20 protein-coding genes are annotated in these 22,401 nt (G+C 68.0%); 11 read left to right on the top strand and 9 right to left on the bottom strand.

Features of this window, described 5'->3' with window-relative positions:
• The first annotated feature begins 1 nt into the window (after position 1).
• From AB4Z37_RS13850 to AB4Z37_RS13835, 4 genes are all read left to right on the top strand, one after another.
• A complete protein-coding gene (locus AB4Z37_RS13850) occupies positions 2–745 on the top strand; it encodes an FkbM family methyltransferase (protein WP_441517302.1) in 744 nt (247 codons plus the stop codon).
• On the top strand, positions 742–2,202 hold the full coding sequence (locus AB4Z37_RS13845) for a hypothetical protein (RefSeq protein WP_441517301.1): 1,461 nt from the start codon (positions 742–744) through the stop codon (positions 2,200–2,202). The genes AB4Z37_RS13850 and AB4Z37_RS13845 overlap by 4 nt, the downstream gene beginning before the upstream one ends.
• Complete coding sequence (locus tag AB4Z37_RS13840) at positions 2,199–2,870, top strand: hypothetical protein (protein WP_441517300.1); 672 nt, start codon at positions 2,199–2,201, stop codon at positions 2,868–2,870. Before AB4Z37_RS13845 ends, AB4Z37_RS13840 begins: the two co-directional genes overlap by 4 nt.
• A 64-nt stretch (positions 2,871–2,934) precedes the next feature.
• Positions 2,935–4,293, top strand: coding sequence for a hypothetical protein (locus AB4Z37_RS13835; protein WP_441517299.1), 1,359 nt, complete (start codon positions 2,935–2,937; stop codon positions 4,291–4,293).
• A gap of 60 nt (positions 4,294–4,353) precedes the next feature.
• Here AB4Z37_RS13835 and AB4Z37_RS13830 read toward each other — a convergent pair whose 3' ends face one another.
• The 4 genes from AB4Z37_RS13830 to AB4Z37_RS13815 all read right to left on the bottom strand — a co-directional run bounded on the left by AB4Z37_RS13830 (position 4,354) and on the right by AB4Z37_RS13815 (position 9,479).
• Positions 4,354–6,639 carry a GNVR domain-containing protein gene (locus tag AB4Z37_RS13830; protein WP_441517298.1) on the bottom strand — a complete coding sequence of 762 codons (2,286 nt, stop codon included), beginning with the start codon at positions 6,637–6,639 and terminating at the stop codon, positions 4,354–4,356.
• On the bottom strand, positions 6,636–7,778 hold the full coding sequence (locus tag AB4Z37_RS13825; protein WP_441517297.1) for a polysaccharide biosynthesis/export family protein: 1,143 nt from the start codon (positions 7,776–7,778) through the stop codon (positions 6,636–6,638). Before AB4Z37_RS13825 ends, AB4Z37_RS13830 begins: the two co-directional genes overlap by 4 nt.
• Before the next feature lie 362 nt (positions 7,779–8,140).
• Positions 8,141–8,395 (bottom strand): hypothetical protein, encoded by a 255-nt coding sequence (locus AB4Z37_RS13820; protein WP_441517296.1) that lies wholly within the window; start codon positions 8,393–8,395, stop codon positions 8,141–8,143.
• Between the two features lie 100 nt (positions 8,396–8,495).
• A complete protein-coding gene (locus AB4Z37_RS13815; RefSeq protein ID WP_441517295.1) occupies positions 8,496–9,479 on the bottom strand; it encodes a LysR substrate-binding domain-containing protein in 984 nt (327 codons plus the stop codon).
• Between the two features lie 143 nt (positions 9,480–9,622).
• Between AB4Z37_RS13815 and AB4Z37_RS13810 the strand changes: the two genes are divergently transcribed.
• Complete coding sequence (locus AB4Z37_RS13810) at positions 9,623–10,804, top strand: cytochrome P450 (RefSeq protein WP_441517294.1); 1,182 nt, start codon at positions 9,623–9,625, stop codon at positions 10,802–10,804.
• A 131-nt stretch (positions 10,805–10,935) separates the two neighbouring features.
• Complete coding sequence (locus AB4Z37_RS13805; protein ID WP_441517293.1) at positions 10,936–12,303, top strand: MmgE/PrpD family protein; 1,368 nt, start codon at positions 10,936–10,938, stop codon at positions 12,301–12,303.
• 18 nt (positions 12,304–12,321) lie between these two features.
• Here AB4Z37_RS13805 and AB4Z37_RS13800 read toward each other — a convergent pair whose 3' ends face one another.
• On the bottom strand, positions 12,322–13,086 hold the full coding sequence (locus tag AB4Z37_RS13800) for a crotonase/enoyl-CoA hydratase family protein (RefSeq protein WP_441517292.1): 765 nt from the start codon (positions 13,084–13,086) through the stop codon (positions 12,322–12,324).
• A gap of 14 nt (positions 13,087–13,100) precedes the next feature.
• Complete coding sequence (locus AB4Z37_RS13795) at positions 13,101–14,639, bottom strand: class I adenylate-forming enzyme family protein (RefSeq protein ID WP_441517291.1); 1,539 nt, start codon at positions 14,637–14,639, stop codon at positions 13,101–13,103.
• A gap of 105 nt (positions 14,640–14,744) precedes the next feature.
• Between AB4Z37_RS13795 and AB4Z37_RS13790 the strand changes: the two genes are divergently transcribed.
• The 3 genes from AB4Z37_RS13790 to AB4Z37_RS13780 are packed head-to-tail and all read left to right on the top strand — an operon-like array spanning position 14,745 to position 16,784.
• Positions 14,745–15,332: a TetR/AcrR family transcriptional regulator gene (locus AB4Z37_RS13790; RefSeq protein WP_441517290.1), complete on the top strand. Its 588-nt coding sequence runs from the start codon at positions 14,745–14,747 to the stop codon at positions 15,330–15,332.
• A 58-nt stretch (positions 15,333–15,390) separates the two neighbouring features.
• A complete protein-coding gene (locus AB4Z37_RS13785) occupies positions 15,391–16,308 on the top strand; it encodes a pirin family protein (RefSeq protein WP_441517289.1) in 918 nt (305 codons plus the stop codon).
• Between the two features lie 23 nt (positions 16,309–16,331).
• Positions 16,332–16,784 (top strand): Imm50 family immunity protein, encoded by a 453-nt coding sequence (locus tag AB4Z37_RS13780; RefSeq protein WP_441517288.1) that lies wholly within the window; start codon positions 16,332–16,334, stop codon positions 16,782–16,784.
• Positions 16,785–17,023: 239 nt separating this feature from the next.
• Here AB4Z37_RS13780 and AB4Z37_RS13775 read toward each other — a convergent pair whose 3' ends face one another.
• Positions 17,024–18,517 (bottom strand): NAD-dependent succinate-semialdehyde dehydrogenase, encoded by a 1,494-nt coding sequence (locus tag AB4Z37_RS13775; RefSeq protein ID WP_441517287.1) that lies wholly within the window; start codon positions 18,515–18,517, stop codon positions 17,024–17,026.
• 364 nt (positions 18,518–18,881) lie between these two features.
• On the opposite strand from AB4Z37_RS13775, the gene AB4Z37_RS13770 reads away from it, so the two are divergent.
• Together AB4Z37_RS13770 and AB4Z37_RS13765 are read left to right on the top strand one after the other, a co-directional pair.
• The gene (locus AB4Z37_RS13770) at positions 18,882–20,066 is read left to right on the top strand and encodes a serine hydrolase domain-containing protein (RefSeq protein WP_441517286.1); all 1,185 of its coding nucleotides are present in this window, start codon (positions 18,882–18,884) and stop codon (positions 20,064–20,066) included.
• A gap of 157 nt (positions 20,067–20,223) precedes the next feature.
• Positions 20,224–20,865 (top strand): HAD-IA family hydrolase, encoded by a 642-nt coding sequence (locus AB4Z37_RS13765; protein WP_441517285.1) that lies wholly within the window; start codon positions 20,224–20,226, stop codon positions 20,863–20,865.
• On the opposite strand, the gene AB4Z37_RS13760 is transcribed toward AB4Z37_RS13765, so the two are convergent.
• Together AB4Z37_RS13760 and AB4Z37_RS13755 are read right to left on the bottom strand one after the other, a co-directional pair.
• On the bottom strand, positions 20,859–21,449 hold the full coding sequence (locus tag AB4Z37_RS13760; protein ID WP_441517284.1) for an NADPH-dependent FMN reductase: 591 nt from the start codon (positions 21,447–21,449) through the stop codon (positions 20,859–20,861). The two genes, AB4Z37_RS13765 and AB4Z37_RS13760, sit on opposite strands and share 7 nt — an antisense overlap.
• Positions 21,450–21,959: 510 nt before the next feature.
• Positions 21,960–22,400 (bottom strand): nuclear transport factor 2 family protein, encoded by a 441-nt coding sequence (locus tag AB4Z37_RS13755; protein WP_441517283.1) that lies wholly within the window; start codon positions 22,398–22,400, stop codon positions 21,960–21,962.
• Position 22,401 lies beyond the last annotated feature (1 nt).

Here is a 22,401-nt window from a genome sequence, read left to right as displayed (position 1 = left end):
CATGCAGTGGCTGACCCTGCGCAAGGGCGCCTATTGCGCCCTGCATCCGCGGCTGTGGCCGCAGCTCGCCGACGGCGTCGCCCCGGCGATCGAGCACACCATCGCGCTGCAGCGCTTCGCGTTCCGCACCATCGTGGACGTCGGCGCCAACCGCGGCCAGTTCGCCATGCTGGCGCGCGCACTGTTTCCGGAGGCCGCGATCTTCGCGTTCGAACCGCTGTCGGCGCCGGCAAGACTGTTCCGCCGCCATCTCGACGGCGATGGCCGCGTTCACCTGTTCGAGGCCGCCATCGGCGAGACGCCCGGCGCGCGCACCATCTTCGTCGCCAGCAAGGACGATTCCTCCTCGCTGCTGCGGCCGACCGGCGCCCAGACCGAGATCTTCGGCGTCGAGGTGGCGCGGACCGACGTCATCGTGGTGAAGCGGCTGGCGGACTGCCTCAGCGCGGGGCAGCTGCATGGCCCGACGCTGCTCAAGATCGACGTGCAGGGCGCCGAGCTCGACGTGCTGCGCGGCTCGGCGGACCTGCTGGACCGCTTCGACACCATCTATGTCGAGTGCTCATACCTGCCGCTCTACGAGGGGCAGCCGCTGGTGCCGGACGTGACGCGGTGGATGGACCGCAACGGCTTCGAGCTCGCCGGCGTCTACAACCAGCATGTCGATCCGGCGCGCGGGCCGGTGCAGGCCGACTTCCTGTTCGTCCGCCCGGCGCATGGCCGGCGGCGCGGGGGCGATGCATGAAGGCTCTCCTCGCCACCCTCAGGATCGACCTGGCGATCCTGCGCGGCCTGCTGCGGGGCGGCTTTGTCAACAGCGCGGGCCTCGGCTTTGCCGCCTATATCGTCGCGATCTGCTATCCGGCGATGCGGGCGACGCCGGCCATGCTGGAGAGCGTGCGCGCCGGCGAAACCACCATGGCCAATGTCGGCGAGAGCAGCCTGCACATCGCGGTGCCGGCACTGCTGCTCGGCCTCGCGCTGTTCGCGCGCCACGGCATCGTCACCGTGCTGACCCGCTTCCAGGGCGCGCTGATGTTCCTGTGGATCTTCTCCTGCCTGGTGCTGCTGTTCACCGTCCTGCTCGGCGACTATCCTGATTCAATCTCGCAGGTGACGCAGTATGCGCTCACCGCGACCGGCTTCGTGCTGTGCATCGCGTTCTGGCAGGCGCCACCGCGCGCCATCGACAATGCGCTCGCCATGGCCGTCGTCGCGCTCGGCGGCTCGCTGGTCGCGGCGGCGATGCTGCAGGGCTTTCACGACTACCGCTGGGTCGGCCTGATCCATCCCAACCATTACGCCCGCTATGCCTACATGACGCTGGTGCTGCACAGCGTGCTGACGCGGCAGGTGAGCCTCGTGATGCTGCTGCCATGCCTTGCCGCGACCTACATGGTCAGCGCGCGCACGGTGATGATCGGCACCGTGCTGTTCTATGCCGGCTATCTCGCCTGCACGATGCGCGGCGTGCCGGCCGACCCGCGGCGGCGCATGCCGCTTGCCAACGCGCTCTGCGCCGTCCTGCTCGGCACGCCGGCCGTGCTGATGGGCCTGGTGATGACGCTCGACGTCGGCCGCCTGTTCGACCGCCTCACCAACGACCTTGCCCTGTTCGATCCCGACCGCGGACTGTCCTCGGGGTTCACCGGCCGCTCCGATTCCTGGAACGCGTTCTTCGATGCCATGGAGAAGTTCGTGTTCTTCGGCTACGGCTTCCGCTCCAGCCGCTACAACCTGCATTCGGTGCACAGCGGCGTGCTGTCCTACTTCATGGATTTCGGCATGCTGCTCGGCGGCCTGCTGCTGCTCGCGGTGCTGGCGCGCACCATCCAGCTGATCTGGACCGGGGCGCGGCTGCCTGAGCGGCGCGGGCTGATCTGCGGCCTTGGCCTTGCCACCACGCTGCTGATCCAGTGCTTCGAGCCCGACAACTTCAACATCGGCTTCATCGGCGCGTTCTTCTTCATGCTCATCCTGGGCTATGCGCGGCCGCCCGTTCGCGGCGCGGCTCGCGCCCTGGTCTGGCGCGCGCTGCCGCCGCGCCCGGCGCCGCCAGCGCGGCCGATGCCTGCCAACGTGATCCCGTTCCGGCAGCCGCAGTGGCGACACCTGCGCCCGCCGGGCCGCGCGCCGATCTGGCCCGCGGCACCGCGATCAGTCGCAAAGCTCTTCAACACCAACGATCGGGTGACATCATGATCAGGTTCGCGCTGCAGGTGATCGGCTTGTTCCTGCCCTGGCCGCTGCGCCGCAGGCTGCTGCAGGCCTGCCTCGGCCACAAGCTGCATCCCGACGCCCGCATCGGGCTGTCGATCGTGCTGGCCGACGAGGTGGATATTGCCAGAGGCGCCCGGCTCGGCCACTTCACCTATGTCGGGCGAATGGACCGGCTGCAGATGGCCGCGGACGCCTACATCGGCAACTTCAACTGGATCAGCGGACTGTCGACCCGGATCGACACGCCGTTCTTCAGCGGCGCCAAGAACCGGCGCTCCGAGCTCGTCGTCGGCGAATGCAGCATGATCGGCCACCAGCACTACATCGACTGCACCGACAGCATCACCATCGGCCGCTATGCCGGAATCGCCGGCGCGCGCAGCCAGTTCCTGACCCATGGCGTCGAAATCATCCGCTGCCGCCAGACCTGCGCGCCGATCGTGATCGGCGACTACACCATGATCGGCTCGGGCTCGCTGATCACCAAGGGCGTCATCCTGCCGGAGTGCTGCATCGTCGCGGTCGGCTCCGTGATCAACCACATCCGGGCGGAGCCGTACTCGCTGATCGCCGGCAATCCCGCCGAATGCACCCGCAAGGTGCCGCCGACAGCGAAGTTCTTCCACCGAGAAGCCGCCGTGATTCACTAGACATCAACATCCCGCAACCGGCGCCTACGCCGCTCGACAACGCCCTGGAAGGACGCCGCGCGCGATGAAATCGATCCTGCTTCCCACCCTCGCGGCCTGGCTGGTCCGGCTGCTGGCGATCGCCCTCAACCTCATCGGCCTGCCATTCGTGCTGGCGCGCCTCGGCCAGGACCGCTTCGGCCTGTTCCTGGTGGTGCTCAGCATCGGATCGTGGATCGGTTTTGCCAATGTCGGCATGGGGCGGGTGGTGGCGAGCATCATCACCCGCGCCGCCCATCGCTCGCCGGCGCTGACCGCACGGCTGATCTCGATGGCGACGGCCCTCGCCGCGCTGATCAATCTCGGCCTGTTCGTGGTGGCGACCGCGCTGTTTCTCGCCGTCATGGCTACCGTGCCGCTCAACGACGCCATCGCCCATCACCGCACCGAGTTCGAGGTCAGCATCGTCAGCCTGTTCCTGGCGATGAGCCTGTGGTTCTTCCTGTCGGTGTTCGAGGGCATCGACGCCGGGCATCACCAGCTGCAGCGGCTGTACTACTTCCAGCTCGGCAGCTACGCACTGTCGCTGGTGCTGCTGTTCGTCGTGTTCCCGCGCCATCCCTCGATCGCGCTCGCGGCCTATCTGCTCAATCTCAGCTTCCTGCTGGGATCGATCGCCCATGGCATCGACGTCGCCAGGCGCAACCGCCACCTGCTGGTGCGCCATTTCGGCTGGCATCGCCAGGCCGTGCGGCTGCTGCTGCTCAGCACCCTCGACTTCACCATCATCAGCCTCGGCATCGGCATTCTCTACCAGCTTTCCACCGGCCTGTTCGGCTTCATGTTCGGCCCGGATGCGGTGCTCGAGCTCGGCGTGCTGATGCGGCTGATGCAGTCCTACGGCGCGGTGCTGATCGCCTTCACATTCCCGCTGACCAATGTCGTGGCGTCACGCCTCGCGGCACGCGACAGCGACGGCGCCCGGCGCGCCGCACGCATCAGCGGCCTGCTGCTGCTCGGCGGAGCGGTGGTGGCGAGCCTCGGCGCACTGGTGTTCGCCAACGGCCTTTTGGCACTGTGGCTGCGCTCCGGCATCCGCTTCGCGCCGGGCTTCCTGGCGGCCACCAGCCTGCTGATCCTGCTGAGCTCGCTGCACTTCTACCTTGCGGCGCTGCTGATGGGCGGCGGCGAGACCAAGCGCGCCGCGCGCATCCATCTGCTGGAGGCGATGCTGTTCCTGCCGGTCGCCTATGTCAGCTTCCGCCTGCAGCAGCAGACCGGCCTGCTGATCGCGCTCGACGCCGTCCTCGCCGGCGGGTGCCTTGCGATGCTGCAGCGATTGCGCCTGCATCCGGTGCTCGGCCCGCTCACCGGCGCGCCGTCCACCGCGCTCATCAAGCCGGCGGCGGCGCTCCGTGGATCGGTCGCCGCCGACCGCCCGTGATGCCATGCCGCCCCGCTCGAGCGGGCTGCTGTCGCGGGCCCCGTGGCTGCATGTCCGGGATCACACCCTGGTATCGCGCACCACCCAGTGCGGCTCAGCGGCCGTATCCGACCGCCGCAGGCTGCCGACCTGCCACTCATACTGGTCGAGCTGCGCGGTATCGACCTTGTTGAGGACCACGCCAAGCAGGCGGTCCTTGAGTGCCCGTGCCGCGACCAGCGCTTCCTCGACCGCATCGATTCGCGTCCRGCCCCATTCCATCACCAGCACATAGAGCTGCACGAAGCCGGCGGTCGCGCGCACATCGAGCATCGGCGTCAGCGGCGGCAGGTCGATGATCACATAGTCGTAGGCCTCGGCGAGCCGCGCCACCAGGCCGGTCATCGCCGACGAGGCCAGCACCTCGCTGGAGCTGGCGAGCGGCGCCTTCAACACCGCCGGCAGGAAGGCGAGGCCGCTCGCGGCCTCGTGCCACAGCGCCTCGTCGAGCGGCGCCACGCCGCCCACCACCTGCAGCAGACCCGCCGAGGCCGACGGGCTGAGCTGCATGGTGAGCGCCGGGTTGCGCAGATCGCCATCGACGACGATGGCACGCGCGCCGACCTCGGCGCACAACAGCCCGAGCGATGCCGCAATGGTCGACTTGCCCTCACCCTGCAGGGTCGAGGACAGGCCGATCACCCGGCCATGCCCCGGCCGCGGACTGAGGTCGGTCGCGCCCTTGATGGCGCGGATGCCTTCGGCATAGCCGGAGAACGGATCCTTCATGACCGTCCAGCCCATGCACGCGCCGGGCGCGATGATGCGCTCCCCCGTCGGCGCGGCCGGCACGATCGAAGCCTCCGCGGCGCCAACCACCGGCAGCATCGACAGGCATTCCATGCCGAGCACGGCCTCGGCCTGCCCGCGGGTGCGGATGACCCGGTCGGCCATGTCATGGATGATGCCGATGCCGAGCCCCAGCATCAGCCCGCTGACGCTGCCGACCAGCAGGACCAGCAACGTCGATGGGCTGCTGCGCCGCACCGGCCGGCTGGCGCTGGAGATGATCCGCGCCTCGGTGATCGGGAAGGTCTGCTGCTGGATCGCCTCGGTGTAGCGCTCGAGCAGGTTCTCATACAGCGTGCGATAGGTCTGCGAGTTGCTCTCCAGCTCCTTGAGCCGCACCTGGGCCTGGCCGGTGAGCTGCGATTTCGCCACCGCGTCGTCGAGCGCCGCCTGCACGTCGGCCTCGCGCTTCTTGGCGATCTCATGGTCCGAGCGATAGGTCTCGGCGAGCCGCGCCAGCTCGTCATTGATCGAACGCTTGATCTCCTGCATCTGGCTGCGCAGCTTCACCGCCGCCTGGTGCGTCGCGCCGTAGCGTGACGACAGCTCGGCCTCGCGGCTGGCCAGATCGAGATACTGCAGCCGCAGCTTGCTGACGACATCGCTGCGCAGCGTGTCGGTGACGGTCGCCTCGCGCAGGTCCGAGGCCATGATCTGCTCGATGCGGTCGAGCCGGGCACGCGCCTCCGTGGTCTGGGTGCGCGCCGACAGCAACTCCTTGTTGAGGTCGGCGACGCGCTGCTCGGCAATCGAGCGGCCGCCGGCATCGATGATCTTGTTTTCCGCCTTGAAGTCGGCAATCGACTTTTCCGCCGAGGTCGCCTGCCCGCGCAGCTCGGCGATGCGATCGGCCAGCCAGTTGCTGGCCCGCCGTGCCGCGAGGTACTTGGCATTGAGCTGATCGGCGATATACGCCTCGGCGACCGCGTTGGCGATCTTCGCCGCCCGCTCGGGATAGGCCGAGCGGTAGCTGACCTCGATCACATAGGTGACGCCGACCCGCCGGGCGCTGAGGTTTTTCGAGAACTCGCGCAACGCGCGGCGCACGACGGCCTCGTCGCCATCGGCGGCACCGCTGAAGTTGACGAGGTCGAGCAGGCCGTAGAGATAGTACTGCGCGTTGCCGAGCAGCCCGCCGCCATAGCGGGCGAACTCGGGATCGCTCGCAAGGTTCATATCCTTGATGATCGACCGCGCGATATCGTCGGACTTGATGATCTCGACCTGGCTCTCGACCAGCGGCGCATCCACCGGCGCGTCGCTGAACATCGATTGCGGCTGCAGCTGGATGCGGCGGGTATCGATCAGGATGGTCGCCTGGGCGGCATAGGTCGAGCGCACCACCATCAGGTAGCCGATCGACAGCAGCAGCGTCAGCGCCAGCACGCCGAGAATGATGCGATACTGCCGCCGGCAGAACGCGGCGGCCGAGGCCAGGATCTGGTCCGGCGCCAGGGTCTCCGCGGCGGGACCCTGACGGTCGGTGATGCGGCTCATCTTGGAGATCTGCAGCGTCATGGCTTCACCAGATTGTGCAGGGCAACGCCGTTGTAGGCGGCGACGATGGGATCGTTGACGGTCGCGGTGATCAGGCGGATGTAGTTGAGGATCTTGCTGACTTCGACGGCGTGGGCATTGGAGACATAGAGCACGTCCTTGTTGCGCATCGCCATCTGCGTGGTCAGGAAGTACATCGACGGATCGCGCATGTTGAAGTTGTAGACCACCGGCACGATCGGCGTGTTGAAGCGCCTGAGGTCGACGCCGAGGCGCTCCGCGACCTCGCGGGTCTCGCCGCGATAGATGAAGATCGAGCCGGGATCGGCCATCGCATCGTTGAGGCCGCCGGCCTTGGCGACCGCCTCCGATACCGTGATCCGCCACGCCTCGAAGTTGAACTGGCCCTGCTGCCCCGCGGCGCCGAAGGCCACGAAAGTCTGCGGCTCGCGGTAGACATAGACGGTGTCCTGCGGGCGAACGAAAATGTTGTTCGACGGCTCGTAGACCAGCGCGCCGAACGGCACGCGGGCGCGCTTGCCGTCACGCTCCAGCGACACCCAGGTGTCGTAGCCCTGCGCCTTCGGCCCTCCGGCGCGCGCGATCGCGTCCAGCAGGTGTTCCCCGGCGGCGTTGGCGGGAAAGCGCGATGGCACATTGACCTCGCCGAGCACGCTGATCAGCGACGTGCGCTGATCGACCAGCGCGACCACCGCCTGCGGCTCGATCGCGCGGTTGCGCAGCGCCTTGACGATCGCCTGCTGCACCTCGCCGGGCGTGCGGCCGGCAGCACGGATCGCGCCGCCGTAGGGCACGGAGATGTTGCCCTTGCCGTCGACCGGCTGGTTGGGCAAGGCGATGAAATTGCCGGGCCGCACGCCGGCCTCGAGCGGGATGAACAGGCCGCCGGCGGCAGCCTCGAAAATGGTGACGCTGACCACGTCGCCGACGCCAAACCGGATCTCGTTCGGTGGCCGCTGATCGGCGAACGCGTTGGTGAGGCGACCGGTGTTGTCGTTGAGCACGGCGACCACGCTGGGCGATACGTTGACGACCGCATAAGGCAGGCTGTCGAGCGACACCGGCTGCTGCGACCGGATCTCGCCGCTGTCGGGGCCGTTGCGCGGCATCGTCGAGCAGGCGGCGAGCGCAACAACCATCACGCCAACCGCGACGCAACGCAACCAACGTGTTGGTAAATTTTCCAGCACCATGCGCGGGCAATACCACGCGTATGGTTAATGCATTTTTAGAGCTGCGATTTCAGCCCTTGTTTGATAGCGGAAAACGCATTCTGCGCTGAAACCGCAACGCATCGATGCGTCGCGACATACCCGCCTGCTGCAGTGTATCCGTACATTCGCGTAACGCGCCGCGGGCCGACAGTGCGGCGCGCGGTCATGCTGTTCGAATCAGTGATTCGCGCACGTCATCGCGCGGCGCGTGGTGATCTGCACGGCATACGTAGAAACCCGATGCCGGCGGCGTGTCGGCGGCGGCACGACACACCGGATTGCTCGTGTCAGCGCGCGCCGGTGCCGGCGTAGCCGCTGCGCGGCGGATAGGACGCGCCCGCCGTGGTGAACGGGCTGACGAACGGACTGACGAAGGTGTTGCCCGGCGGATAGGTCTGCGTCGGCGCGTTCGGCGAGACGGTGTAGGGGTTCGTGCGCTGCTGGTTGACGGTGACGGAGGGATTGAGCGGATACATGCCTTGCGCCGCGACGGCACTCGCGCTGGCAACAAGGCCGATGGCGGCGACAGCGACGCGCAGCATGGCATGACCTCTCTCGCAGGTCGCCGGGTCCGCCGACTCACCGATGCCAATTCCGACGCCGAGCAACGTCTAAAGCGCCACATCGCTCAAGTCCGCATTGCTACGTAGAGCCGCGGCGCCGGCGGGCGCGCCTCGCGGCCGGCGCCGGCCGCGCATACCCTGTGGCATGAGGCGCCGCCGCGGCCAGCGAAGCCATGCAGAAGGCGCGAAACAGCTCCAGCCGCTGCGATGGCGCCATGAAGGGGCTGCGGGCCAGCACCACGGCGAATGCGCTGGTCAGTCGCGCGATGCCGCAGGCGATCACCGAATGGCCGTCATAGGAGACCTCGACCGGCGGCCGCTGCAGCAGCACGGAATAGCCGAGCCCGCGCGCCACCAGCGAGCGCACCAGCTCGAAATTGCGGGTGCGCAGCCATACCTTGGGTGCGATCCCGACATTGTCAAAGATCTGCTGGGTGTTGTGCTCGGCGGGCGGCAGCGCGAACTGGATCAGGCGCTCGCCGGCAAGCCGGCGCAGCTCGACCTTCGCCTGACCCGCGAGGCGATGGCCGCGCGGCAACAGCACGTGCGGCACGACGCGGTAGAGATCGTCGCGCAGCGTGTCGGCCGCGAGATCGAAATCATAGAGCACCGCGACATCGCAGCGGCCGTCGTGCAGGCGCTGCTGGATGTCCTCAGCCGAGCCCTCGATCAGCTCGATCTCGACCTGTGGATGCGCGGCGCGGCAGTCGGCCATCAGCTTGGGCATCAGGAACGGCGCCAGCGTGGTGTAGCAGCCGACCGTGAAGCGGCCGGCCAGCACCGCGCCCTTGCCCTGGGCGCGGGCCTGGAAGTCTTCCGCCGCGACCAGCACATTGCGCGCATGGGCCAGCAGCTCGCGCCCCGGCCGCGTCAGGGTGATGCCGAGCGCGCGGCGGCGCACGAACAGCTGCAGGCCGAGATCGGCCTCGAGCTCGCGCAGCGATTCCGACAACGCGCCCTGCGAGAGGTTCAGCCGCACGGCGGCCTCCGACAGCGTCGCGGATTCGGCAAGCTCCAGGAAATACGACAGCTGGCGCAGCGAAAACCGCGGCTGGAACGACATCGGCGTCCGGCTCCCGTCCAATTCGGAAATTCCGAAGATGTTAGACGGAATTTCAGGTTTTACAAATGCCGGGGACGGCCGGACACTCCCGGCAACAACGACAGACGCCCGTGCCGCAGGATGGCGTGGGCCGGAGGACGCCCATGCTGAGCGAACCGCGTGACAGCGGCGAGGCGATCACGCTCGCCGCGCTGACGGCCGATCCCTATCCGATCTATCGGCGGCTGCGCCGCGAGGCGCCGGTGGCGTGGGTGCCGGCGGCCAACCGCTATCTGGTGACGCGACACGCCGACATCGTGCAGTTGGAGCGCCAGCCGGAAATTTTCAGCGCCGCCGAAACGCAGTCGCTGATGATCCGCGTGATGGGACCGACGCTGCTGCGCAAGGACGGCGCCGCGCACCGCCGCGAGCGCATGGCCTGCGAGCCGGCGCTGCGGCCGCCCGCGATCAAGAACCGCTGGACGCCCGAGTTCCACGGCATCGTCGACCGCCTGATCGACGGCTTCGTCGCCGAGGGACAGGCCGACCTGTTCGACCGCTTTGCCGCGCCCTGCGCCGCGCTCGCGCTCGGCCGCCTGCTCGGCCTCTACAACACCCCCGCCGCGGATCTGCGCGCCTGGTCGCAGGCGCTGATCGACGGCACCGGCAACTATGGCGACGATCCGGAGATCTGGCGGCGCGCGGATGAAGCCGCCACCGCGGTCGACGCGGCGATCGACGACATCACGCCCTACCTGCGCGCCCATCCGGACGAGTCGGTGATCTCCTGCATGCTGAATGCCGCCGACCCGCTGACGCGGGACGAGATCCGCGGCAACGTCAAGGTGTTCATCGGCGGCGGCCTCAACGAGCCGCGCGACGCCATCGCGGTCGGCACCTATGCGCTGCTCGCCGACCCCGAGCAGCGCGCGCTGGTGGAGGCGGACCCGACGCTGTGGCGCGCGGCGTTCGAGGAGACGGTGCGCTGGGTGGCGCCGATCGGCATGTATCCGCGGCAGGTGACCCGCGCCACCGAGCTCGGCGGCACGCTGCTGCCGGAGGGCGCGCGGCTTGGCGTCGTGCTCGCTTCCGCCAACCGCGACGAGGCGGTGTTCGACGATCCCGACCGGTTCGACATCCGCCGGCCGAAGAAGCCGCATCTCGCGTTCGGCGGCGGCCCGCACTTCTGTCTCGGCATCTGGGCATCGCGGGTGATGGTCGGCGACATCGCGCTGCCGACGCTATTCCGCCGCCTGAAAAATCTTCGCTTGAGTGGCGAAGAGGTGCGCTGGAGCGGCTGGGTATTCCGTGGACCGGTCAACCTGCCGGCGGCGTGGGACGTGTAAGCGGCGACACGGCCACCACCGGGCGCATGGCACTGCGGACGAGATGCAGACTCCTGCGGCTTGAACCGCCGCAGCAGCGCGCCTACCCTCGACACCATTACAAGGGAAACGCGCGAAGGACCGATCAAGAGATGGCGAACGAGACCGCAACGCTGGCCGCCTATGTCAATGGGTTGACCTTCGACGACATCCCCGCCGAGGTGAAAGCACGCGCCAAGGCGCTGACGCTCGACCTGCTCGGCAGCGCGGTGCGGGCGCGGCGCGAGGCGGATTCGACGCCGTCGCTGCTCGGCATGCTGGCGGCGCTGTCGCTCGACGGCCGCGGCGAGGCCACCGTGTTCGGCGACACGCGCGGCTACACGCCGGCGGTCGCGGCGCTGCTCAACGGCGCGCTCGGGCACTCCCTCGACTTCGACGACACCCATGCGGATTCCTCGCTGCATCCGAGCGCGCCGGTGGTGCCGGCGGCGTTCGCGGTCGGCGAAATGGTCGGTGCGTCGGGCCGCGATGTGCTGACCGCGATCGTCGCCGGCTATGAGGTGTGCTGCCGGCTCGGCAACGCCCTCGACCCGACCGCGCACTATGCCCGCGGCTTCCATCCGACCGCGACCGCCGGCACCTATGGCGCCGCCGCCGCTGCCGGCAAGCTGCTCGGCCTCAGCGAACAGCAATTGATCGCCGCCTTCGGCGTGTCCGGCAGCCAGGCCGCCGGCTCGCTCCAGTTCCTGGTCAACGGCGCCTGGAACAAGCGCTACCAGGTCGGCGCCGCCGCCATGAACGGCGTGATCGCGGCGACGCTGGCAAAGCAGAGCTTCATCGGCGCGAGCGAATCGGTCGAGGGCAAGCACGGCCTGCTGGTCGGCTACACCGACCACGCGGATGCCGCGAAGGCGACCGCGGCCCTCGGCACCGTCTATGAGACCATGAAGATCGGCGTGAAGCCGTATCCGAGCTGCCGTTACACCCACGCGGCGATCGATGCGCTGATCGCCATGCGCCGCGAGCACAACCTGACGCCCGACACGATCGCAAAGGTCGAGATCGGCCTGCACCGCAACGGCATCACGCTGACCGGCGACGCCGCCACCAAGCGCCATCCGCGCAGCATTGTCGGCGGCCAGTTCTCGATGTTCTTCACCGGCGCGCTGGCGCTGGATCAAGGCAGCTTCGGCTGGGACGACTACGGCCGGCTCGGCGATGCTGCGATCGACAAGCTCGCCGATCGCATCGAGGTGGTGCAGGACGCGCGGCTCGAGGGCCGCAGCCATCCGTTCGGCGCCCGCGTCAGCGTGGTCAGCGGCGACACCACCCATGAGCGGCTGATGGCGGATCCGTCGGGCGAGCCGTCCTCGTTCCCCGACGCCGAAGCGATGCGGCAGAAGTTCATGCAGCTCGCGCGGCCGGTGCTGAACGACGGCGCCTCCCGCCTCGCCGATGCCATCCTGTCGCTGGAGCGCTTCGGCAGGGCCAGCGAAGCGACGCACCTCGGCCGCGGCTGACGCGCTCGCAGCCTCGCCTCAGATCGCCTTGAAATCGCCGCCGCGGCCGAGGCCCGACGAAAACCGTGCCGCGCCCTTGGCGGCTTCCGCCTTCAGCGGCACGTCGCCGCCCTCGCCCTCGTGGCGCAGCGCGGTGGCGATGTCGTCGCTCCACTGGGTGAAGCTCGACATCCGGTCGGCACGCATGCACACCTGCGGAAAGCGCGACAGCTCCACCGCCAGTTGCTCGGCAGCGGCGCGCGCCGTGCCCTGCGGGACGACGCGGTTGGCGAGGCCGAACGATTGCGCCTCCTCGGCGGCGACCGGGCGGCCGGTCAGGATCATGTCCAGCGCGCGGCTGTGGCCGATCAGCCGCGGCAGCCGCACCGTGCCGCCGTCGATCAGCGGCACGCCCCAGCGGCGGCAGAACACGCCGAACACCGCCGTGGTCGAGGCCACGCGCAAGTCGCACCACAGCGCCAGCTCGAGCCCGCCGGCCACCGCATGGCCTTCGACGGCCGCGATCACCGGCTTCGACAGCAGCATGCGCGACGGCCCCATCGGCCCCTCGCCCGCCGGGTCATGCAGCGGCGCGCTGGCGACGGTCTTGAGATCGTAGCCGGCGCAGAACGCGCCGCCGGCGCCAGTCAGCACGGCAACATCGCTGCTGTCATCCCTGTCGAACGCGGCGAACGCCGCGCGCAGCAGCAGCGCAGTCTCATGATCGACCGCGTTGCGGCACTCCGGCCGGTTGATGATCACCGTGGTGACGCGATCGTGCTTCTCGACGACGACCTTGCTCATGCCTGCCTCCCCTATCAGATCTTGCGCTCGCGGCCGGCCCAGAACGGGTCGCGCACCGCGCGGCGCAGCAGCTTGCCGACCGGGCTCTTCGGCACCTCGGGGATGAAGCGCACCGATTTCGGCACCTTGTAGCCGGCGAGCCGTTCGCGGGCGAAGGCGATCAGCTCGGCCTCTTCGGCAGCAACGTCCTGACGCAGCGCGACGAACGCGGCGACCGCCTCGCCCCACTTGTCGTCGGGCAGGCCGACCACCACCACCTCGCGCACCGCCGGATGCGCCGCCAGCGCATCCTCGACCTCGCGCGGATAGACGTTGTAGCCGCCGGTGACGATCATGTCCGAGGTGCGGTCGACCAGATAGAGATAGCCATCGTCGTCGAACCGGCCGACGTCGCGGGTGCGGATCCAGTGGCCGGGCAGGATGGTCTGCGCGTTGAGCTCGGGCGCATTGTAGTAGCCGGCCATGGCGAACGGCGCGCGCAGCACGATCTCGCCGCTCTCGCCCGGCGCAACGTCGTGACCGTCCTCATCGATGAGGCGGATCTCACAGTCGATGCTGGGACGGCCGCAGGCGGCAAGCCGCGTTTCGGCGTGCGGCCCGACATGATCTGATTTGTCGAGCACGGTGATGAACAGCGGCGCCTCGGTCTGGCCGTAATACTGGATGAAGCGCGGGCCCCACAGCTTCAGCGCCCGCAGCATGGTCGGCCGCGGCATCGGCGAGGCACCATAGAGCATGGTCGACACCGAGCCCATGTCGACGGTCTCGATGCCGGGATGATCGAGCAGCATGCCGATCATGGTGGGCACGAGATTGAGCGCCGTCGGCTTCCAGCGCTCGACGGCATCGATATAGGCCGACGGAGCAAAGCCCGAAAGCACCGCGGCGGTGCCGCCGCGCGTCCAGTAGGGCAGCACGAAGCAGCCGCTGGCATGGATCAGCGAGGCGGCATGCAGCATGATGTCGCCGGCCTTGATCTCCATGTTTTTGAGCACGTTCTCGCTGATCGCCGCCCAGCTCGCCTGGGTGTGCAGCACGGCCTTCAGCTTGCCGGTGGTGCCCGAGGTGTAGATCGCGAGCACGACGTCGTCGGGCTCGGGCCGCCGGTCGGGCAATGTGTCTGGCTGCGTCCGGGCGAGCTGCAGCAGGTCGTCGCCCTGCGCGCCGCCGAGGCCGCGGATCTTCAGGCCGCCGACCAGTTGCTGCAGCTCGCGCGCGCGCTCGGCAAGGTCAGGACCGTGCAGCAGCACGGTGACCCCTGCACCCTCCAGCATCTGCTTCTGCTCGTTCGCCGACAGCCGCGAGTTGAGCGGCACGCGCACCAGCCGCGCCTTGGCGCAGGCGAAGTCTATCGGCATGCTGTAGAGCGAATTGTTGAGCAGCAGGCCGATGCGGCCGCCGACGGCGAGGCCCTCGCCCGCGATCAGCGCATGGGCGAACTGGTTGGACAGCTTGTCGACCTCGGTGAAGGTCAGTTGCTGGTCGCCGAACAGCACGGCCGGGCGCGGCCCGTGACAGAGCGCGCCCCGGCGGATCATCTCCGTCATCAACATGATCGTCCCTCCCGGTGGTGTGATCGGCCGTGAATCCGGCCACTTTTGATTGCGGCGGATGTTAACGCTCGTTAACATCGAGTCAATCGTCAACACGGAGCCGCGATGCGCCGCAACGAACAAATTTTGCATGTGGCGTCCCGGCTGTTTTCCGAGCGCGGCTTCCACGCGGTGTCGATCGACGACATCGGCGAGGCCGCCGGGATCAGCGGACCGGGGCTCTACCGGCACTTCGCCAACAAGGTCGATATCTTCAGGGGGGTGTGCGACCTGACCCTCGACCGCCTCGCCGAACTGGCGGGACCGCCGGCGCAGGTTCCCGAACACGAGCTCGCCACCCTGGTACGAGCGCAGGCGCAACTGTCATTGCGGTATCCGCAGCTCGCCTGCGTGTTCGAGATCGAGCGGGCGCTGCCCGACGATCTGCGCCGGCATTTCCGCCTGCGCCAGCGCACTCATGCGCGACGCTGGGTCGCAGCCATGCGCGCGCTGGCCCCCGCGCGCACGGAGGCGGACATCACCCTCGCGGTCTATGCCGCGATCGGGCTCCTGATCTCGGTCGCGCGCATGCCGCGCGAGGTGTTGCGGCGCACCGACCTCGAGGCGAGCCTGATCGCCACCGCCTACCGGGTGCTCGCGCTGGCGCCGGCGTGCCACTCCGCGGTCACAAAAGAGGCCTTGGCTCTGCAGTAGAATTCCGCGCCTGCGTGGCCTATCGTTCGGGCCATCCGTTCTGAAGCAGGAGACGATCATGAGCTGGCAGCCCTCCGCCGACCCGATCCTTGGTGACCCGCAGTCCTGCGACGCGCTGGATCTCGTGGTGGTGCCGCGGGTGCGCGACCTCGGCGACGGCTTTGCGGTGCGCCGCGCGCTGCCGCACGGCAAGCGGCAGATGGTCGGCCCCTTCATCTTCTTCGACCATTTCGGGCCGGTCCAGTTCCTCGCCGGCAAGGGCATGGACGTGCGGCCGCATCCCCATATTGGCCTCGCCACCGTCACCTACCTGTTCGACGGCCATATCATGCACCGCGACAGCGAGGGCAACATCCAGGAGATCATGCCCGGCGCCATGAACCTGATGACCGCCGGCCGCGGCATCGCCCACTCCGAGCGCACGCCGGACGTGCAGCGCGCGGTCGGCCAGAAGATGCTGGGCCTGCAGAGCTGGATCGCCCTGCCGGCGGGGCGCGAGGAGATCGACCCGACCTTCCAGCATTTCGACGCCACGCGGCTGCCGGTGGTGCAGGACACCGGGCTCAGCGCCCGCGTCATTGCCGGCTCGGCGTTCGGCGCGACATCGCCGGTGGAAATGGTGTCGCCGTGGTTCTATGTCGAGGTGACGCTCGATGCCGGCACCGCGGCGCCGCTCGACGCCGATCATGAGGAGCGCGCGATCTATCTGGTCGACGGCGAGGTGCAGATCGCCTCCGAGAGGTTCGAGGGCCCGCGCCTTCTGGTGTTCCGCCCCGGCGACCGCATCACCGTGCGCGCGCTGAAGCCGACACGGATGATGTTCCTCGGCGGCACCGCACTGGAAGGCCCGCGGCATATCTGGTGGAACTTCGTCTCCTCCAGCAAGGAGCGCATCGAGCAGGCCAAACAGGACTGGAAAATGGGCCGCTTCCCGCACGTGCCGCAGGAGCACGAATTCATTCCGTTGCCGGAGTGAGGGCGGCCGGTCGCGATGAACGCATGACCCCATCCCACAATGCCGCGGCCGTGTACGAGGGTGTACATGGCGGCCCCGAACTACTGGCATGGTTCGGACAGATTCCTGCTTTTGGGGACGGAGAGGTCGTTGCGCTCGATCTACGTCGGCGAGGCGAAAGCCGGCTCGTCGTTCACGGCTGGATCGTAAGGTCCGACCATGCGGACGCGCGCAACTCTATTCAACAGGCCGTCGTGACGTTTCGCATGGTCGATGTCATCGACCTGAAGCTGGACGGTTTTAGCCACCAGAATGTCATTTCCGGACTTCATCTCAGACGTGTTGCAGAGCACCCGCCTCGACCGGGACTGACACCGCTGCCGCCCCCTGCGGAAGTGTATGAAATCGAGATGGTGCCCTGCGCCGGCTTGAGCGGCATGATCCGCTGCCGCCATATCAACATCAGCTATATTCCGGGCGCACCCGATCACGCATGACACGATCGCGAGCCTTGCGCCTTCCTCCTCATCCTGAGGAGCCCGCGCAGCGGGCGTCTCGAAGGATGAGGCCCAGGCGCCGGGCTGCATGTCTCGGGCCTCATGGTTCGAGACGCGGTCCTGCGGACCGCTCCTCACCATGAGGGTTGGTGTCAACGGACGCGACACCGCCCAATCCATCAGACAACAAAAAGCCGCGCATCACTGCGCGGCTTTTGTCGTGACGCCGTGGTGACGGCTCAGATGCCCGCCATCATGATGTACTTGATCTCGACATACTCCTCGATACCGTGGTGCGAGCCTTCGCGCCCGAGGCCGGATTCCTTGACGCCGCCGAACGGCGCCACTTCCGTGGTGATGAGGCCGGTGTTGACGCCGACCATGCCGGATTCCAGCGCCTCGGCAACGCGCCAGACGCGGCCGAGATCGCGGGAGTAGAAGTAGGAGGCGAGGCCGAACGGCGAGGCGTTGGCCATGTCGACCACCTGCTTCTCGTCCGTGAAGCGATAGACCGGCGCCAGCGGACCGAAGGTCTCCTCGCGTGTCACCAGCGCATCGACGGGCACGTTGGCGAGCACCGTCGGCTCGAAGAAGGTGCCGCCGAGCGAGGAGCGCTTGCCACCGGTGATCACCTTGGCGCCATGCGACACCGCGTCGGCGATGTGCTCCTCGACCTTCTTCACCGCTGCGGCGTTGATCAGCGGGCCCTGCACCACGCCGTCCTGCGTGCCGTCGCCGAGCTTCATCGCCGCGACCTTCGCCGAGAGTTTTTCGACGAACACGTCGTAGATCTTGTCCTGGGCGTAGAGACGGTTGGCGCAGACGCAGGTCTGGCCCATGTTGCGGAACTTGGAGACGATAGCGCCCTCGACCGCGGCATCGAGATCGGCATCGTCGAACACGATGAACGGCGCATTGCCGCCGAGCTCGAGCCCGAGCTTCTTCACCCCCACCGCCGCCTGGCGGTAGAGGATCTTGCCGACCTCGGTCGAGCCGGTGAAGCCGACCACGCGCACCGCCGGATGCTCGCACAGCACCTTGCCGATGGCGGCGGAATCGCCGGTGAGCACGTTGAACACGCCCTTGGGGAAACCGGCCTTCTCCGCCAGCGCCGCGAGCGCAAGCGCGGTGAGCGGCGTCTCGGTCGCGGGCTTGAGCACCACGGTGCAGCCCGCGGCGAGCGCCGGCGACACCTTGCGGGTAATCATCGAGCAGGGAAAATTCCATGGCGTGATGGCGCCGGCGACGCCGATCGGCTGACGAATCGCCAGCAGGCGCGCGTCGCCGCGCGGCGAGGGAATGGTCTCGCCATAGATCCGCCGCGCCTCCTCGGCGTAGAACTCGACATAGGCTCCGCCGATGTCGATCTCGCCGCGCGCCTCGGTGAGCGGCTTGCCCTGCTCGGAGGTCAGAATCAGCGCGAGGTCCTCACGGTTGGCGGCGATCAGCTCGAACCACTTGCGCAGCAGTACCGCGCGCTCCTTGGCCGTTGTCTTCGACCAGGCCTTGAACGCGCGCTCGGCGGCTTCCACCGCCTCAGTCGCCTCCTTTGCGCCGAGCCGCGGCACGCTGACAATGGTGGTGCCGGTGGCGGGATTGTCGACCTTGACGGACGGCGCGCCGACCCAGGCGCCGTCGATCAGGCAGCGGTCGCGCAGCAGCGTCGGATCCTTGAGACGATCGTGGAGCGAGGCGGCGGTGGACGCGACGGCAGCGGAAGAAGCGGGTGTCATCAGGATCTCCTGGAACTCATGGCCAGCGCCCCGACGGTCGGGGTCAGGCGGCGGGGGAGGTTCGCGCCGGCCGCGGCCCGATGTCAATCATACCCACGGCACTTTCCGGTGAGGCGGAAGGCCGGCGCACACGGTGCGCAGTCCGGCGGCGCCGCATTCGCGCTATCCCGCTGCGTCGGCGGCACAATCTCGCTCGGCAGACGACCGTTGGCCGGCCTTCTCCGGCGCGACTGCCTCAGGGACTGACAACATTCGTGACGGCCCTGCGACAGCGCGGCGCAACGACGCGGCGGCCTTGCCGTCCGCAAGGCACGGGCCCAAGATCATCGGCCTCAACAACAAACAACGATGGAGGACACACCCCATGAGCCAATCCCCGGACATCGACCAGGTCCTGCGGCGCGCCGTCGACAGCGGCGACATCCCCGGCGTCGTCGCCACCGCCGCAACCGGAAGCGACGTGATCTACGAAGGCGCGTTCGGCAAGCGCGACCTGTCGAAGCCACAGCCGATGACCACCGACAGCGTATTCTGGATCGCATCGATGACCAAGGCGGTGACCTCCGCCGCGGCGATGCAACTCGTCGAACAGGGCAAGCTGTCGCTCGATGGCCCGATCGGCAAGGTGCTGCCCGATCTCGCGCAGCCGCAGGTGCTGGAAGGCTTTGCCGCCGACGGCACGCCGCAGTTGCGGCCGGCGAAGGGCACGATGACCCTGCGCCAGCTCATGACCCATACCGCCGGCTTCTGCTACGAGATCTGGAACGGGCAGATGGGCATCTATCAGGAAAAGACCGGCACGCCGGGCGTCACCACCTGCAAGAACGCCGCACTGAAGACGCCGATCATGGCCGACCCCGGCACGCGCTGGGAATATGGCACCAACATCGATTTCGTCGGCAAGGCGGTGGAGGCGGCGAGCGGCCAGAAGCTCGACGCCTACCTGCGTGACCACATGTTCGCGCCACTCGGCATGACCGATACCGCGTTCAGGATCAGCGCGGCGATGCGCGAGCGCCTCGTCGGCATGCACGCGCGCACGCCGGACGGCCTGGTGCCGATCCCGTTCGAGCTGGAGCAGGAGCCGGAATTCCACATGGGCGGCGGCGGCCTCTACGGCACGGCGCGCGACTACCTCGCCTTCACCCGCATGATTCTCAACAAGGGCCGCGCCAACGGCCACCAGGTGCTCAAGCCCGAGACGGTGGCGTTGATGAGCCAGAACAGCATCGGCGACCTCGAGGTGACGAAGATGACCACGGCGGCGCCGCCGCTCAGCAACGACGTCGACCTCTATCCCGGCATGCCGAAGAAGTGGGGCCTGAGCTTCCTGATCAACACCGCGACCACGCCCGAAGGCCGCAGCGCCGGCAGCCTCGCCTGGGCGGGCCTTGCCAACACCTACTACTGGATCGATCCGGTGCGCGATGTCGCCGGCGTCATCCTGATGCAGCTGCTGCCATTCGCCGATGCCAAATGCCTGCAGACTTTCGCGGGCTTCGAGCGCGGCGTTTACGATGGCCTCGGCAGCGGTCAACGCGCGGCGTGAGCCAGACGCCCGGCACGCGCTGTTTCCCCCCGCGATGGGAAGGAGCGGCGCGGCCGCCGAGAGCTGCGTCATGCTCGCTCGCATGCACAACAATGGACATCCCAGAGCACCGCCGGCTAATCTCGCTGTTCATTCAACGGCACGGCGGCGGGAACGAATGATCGAGGCGGTGATCTGGGATTTTGGTGGGGTGATCACCACCTCGCCGTTCGAGGCGTTTGCGCGGTTCGAGGCGGAACGCGGCCTGCCCGTCGACATCATCCGGCGCACCAATGCGGCCAATCACCTGGACAACGCCTGGGCGAAGTTCGAGCGGGCCGAAATCGATCTCGCCACCTTCGATGAGCTGTTCGCGGCGGAATCGCGCGCGCTCGGCGCCGAGGTCCGCGGCGCCGACGTGCTGCCGCTGCTGTCGGGCGACCTGCGCCCGGAGATGATCGAGGCGCTGCGGCGGGTGAAGGCCCACTCCAAGACCGGATGCATCACCAACAACCTGCCGGCCAACARCATCGGCAGCCGGAGCGGCCGCTCGCTCTATGTCGCCGAAGTGATGGTGCTGTTCGACCATGTCATCGAGTCGGCCAAGATCGGCCTGCGCAAGCCCGACCCGCGCATCTACCGCATGATGGTCGAGGCGCTGGACGTCGACCCGGCGCGGTGCGTCTATCTCGACGATCTCGGCGTCAACCTGAAGCCGGCGCGCGAGATGGGCATGACCACGATCAAGGTGGTGAATGCGGCGCAGGCGCTCGCGGAGTTGGAGGCTGCGACGGGGCTGGTCCTCAGGGGCGATCAGTAAGGCGGCGCCTTGCGCGCGCGCTGGGCCCGGGCGGCTTCCGTCCACCACGCGAGATCGTCGGCGAAGCGCGGGAATGCGCGATCAAGAAAAGCGCCGGCCGGACCGCTCGGCTTGCCGTCGGCCGTGAGCGTTTCCGCGATCGGCCCGATCGCCAGCGTGCTCGAAATCACGACCATGCCCATCTCGGACAGCGTGCCGTGCCACATCATGCCGGCCCGCGCGCCGGAGAAGCGGCCAGCCGAATAGCTGGCGATGGCGGCGGGGCGCCAGAACCATTCCTCGAGGAAATGATCGGTCAGGTTCTTGAGCCCGGGCTGCATGCCCCAGTTGTATTCGCCGGTCACGAACACGAAGGCATCGGCGGTGCGGATCTTGTCCGCGAGCGCCTCCATCGCGGGCGGGGCCGAGCCCGGCGCGTATTCCTTGTACATCCGATCGAGCAGCGGCAGCCCGATCGCCTTGGCATCGACGAGCTCGGCATCCGCACCGCGCCCGTTGAGGCCGGCAACGATGTAGTCGGCGAGGCGAATGCCCATGCGATCGGCGCGATAGGAGCCGTAAATGACGAGAATGCGATCGGCCATGCGCCCTCCAGTCAGCACGGTGGGTCAACCGTGCATGACGGATGCTACGACATTGGCACGGTTTCGTCGAACCAGCCCAGCCGAATGATCTCCGCCGCGACGGGGCGCGGCGCCTACGCCAGCCTCGGCGGAAGCGAGCGCGCGGCTAAGCGCGTTCCGCAGAGCTGCCTCTCCCCTCATGGTGAGGAGCGGCCCTATGGCCGCGTCTCGAACCATGAGGCCCAGGCGCCTCGGCTTGCGGGCCTAATCCTCGAGACGTCCCGCTGTCACGGGCTCCTCAGCGCCTGGCTGAAAAACGTCGCCCATCGACCTTAGTGTTTGTCGTCGCCGGGCTCGTCCCGGCGACCCCGATAAGGAAGGCACTGCGTCCCTAAACGAGGTGGCCGGGACAAGCCCGGCCGCGACAGAGGGAAACGCAAACGTCTTGATTTCCTCATAGTCTGACATCTTTTTCGGTCGGACACTCAGAATGAGGAGACAAGCCGAGCGCACCGAAGATTATCCCCCGCGCTACTTCCGGACCGGCGGCGCCACAACCGGCTTGGCCTCGCCGAACATCGCCGGATCAATGGTCAGCTGGAAACGCTTGAAGCGCCAGCCGTCCGCCGTCCGGCGCACGATGCAGTCGCCGCCGGCCGTCGCGATCGCCACCGGGCCCGTCGCGATGTTCTCCTTGAGGATATAGAAGCGATAGCGCGCGCCCTCCTCATGAGGCTCGACGAGTTGATTGGTGAGGAAGTGGCGTACGCCATCCTCCTTGCCGGCCGCGATGTGGCGGGTGATGAACTCCTCCACGGCGGCGGGTCCCACGAACTCGCCATAGGGCGCAACGAACACGCCGTCATCGGCGAAACCCGCGGCGAAGCCGGCTGCATCCTCGCTGTCGAGCCCGATATAGGTGCGCGCGGCGAGTTCATGGATCGCGATCTTGTCGTCGGTGGTGATGGTCATC

It is taken from the genome of Bradyrhizobium sp. 2TAF24 (assembly GCF_052115025.1).
Taxonomy (GTDB): Bacteria; Pseudomonadota; Alphaproteobacteria; order Rhizobiales; family Xanthobacteraceae; genus Bradyrhizobium_A.
This window is presented reverse-complemented; position numbering and strand designations above follow the sequence as displayed.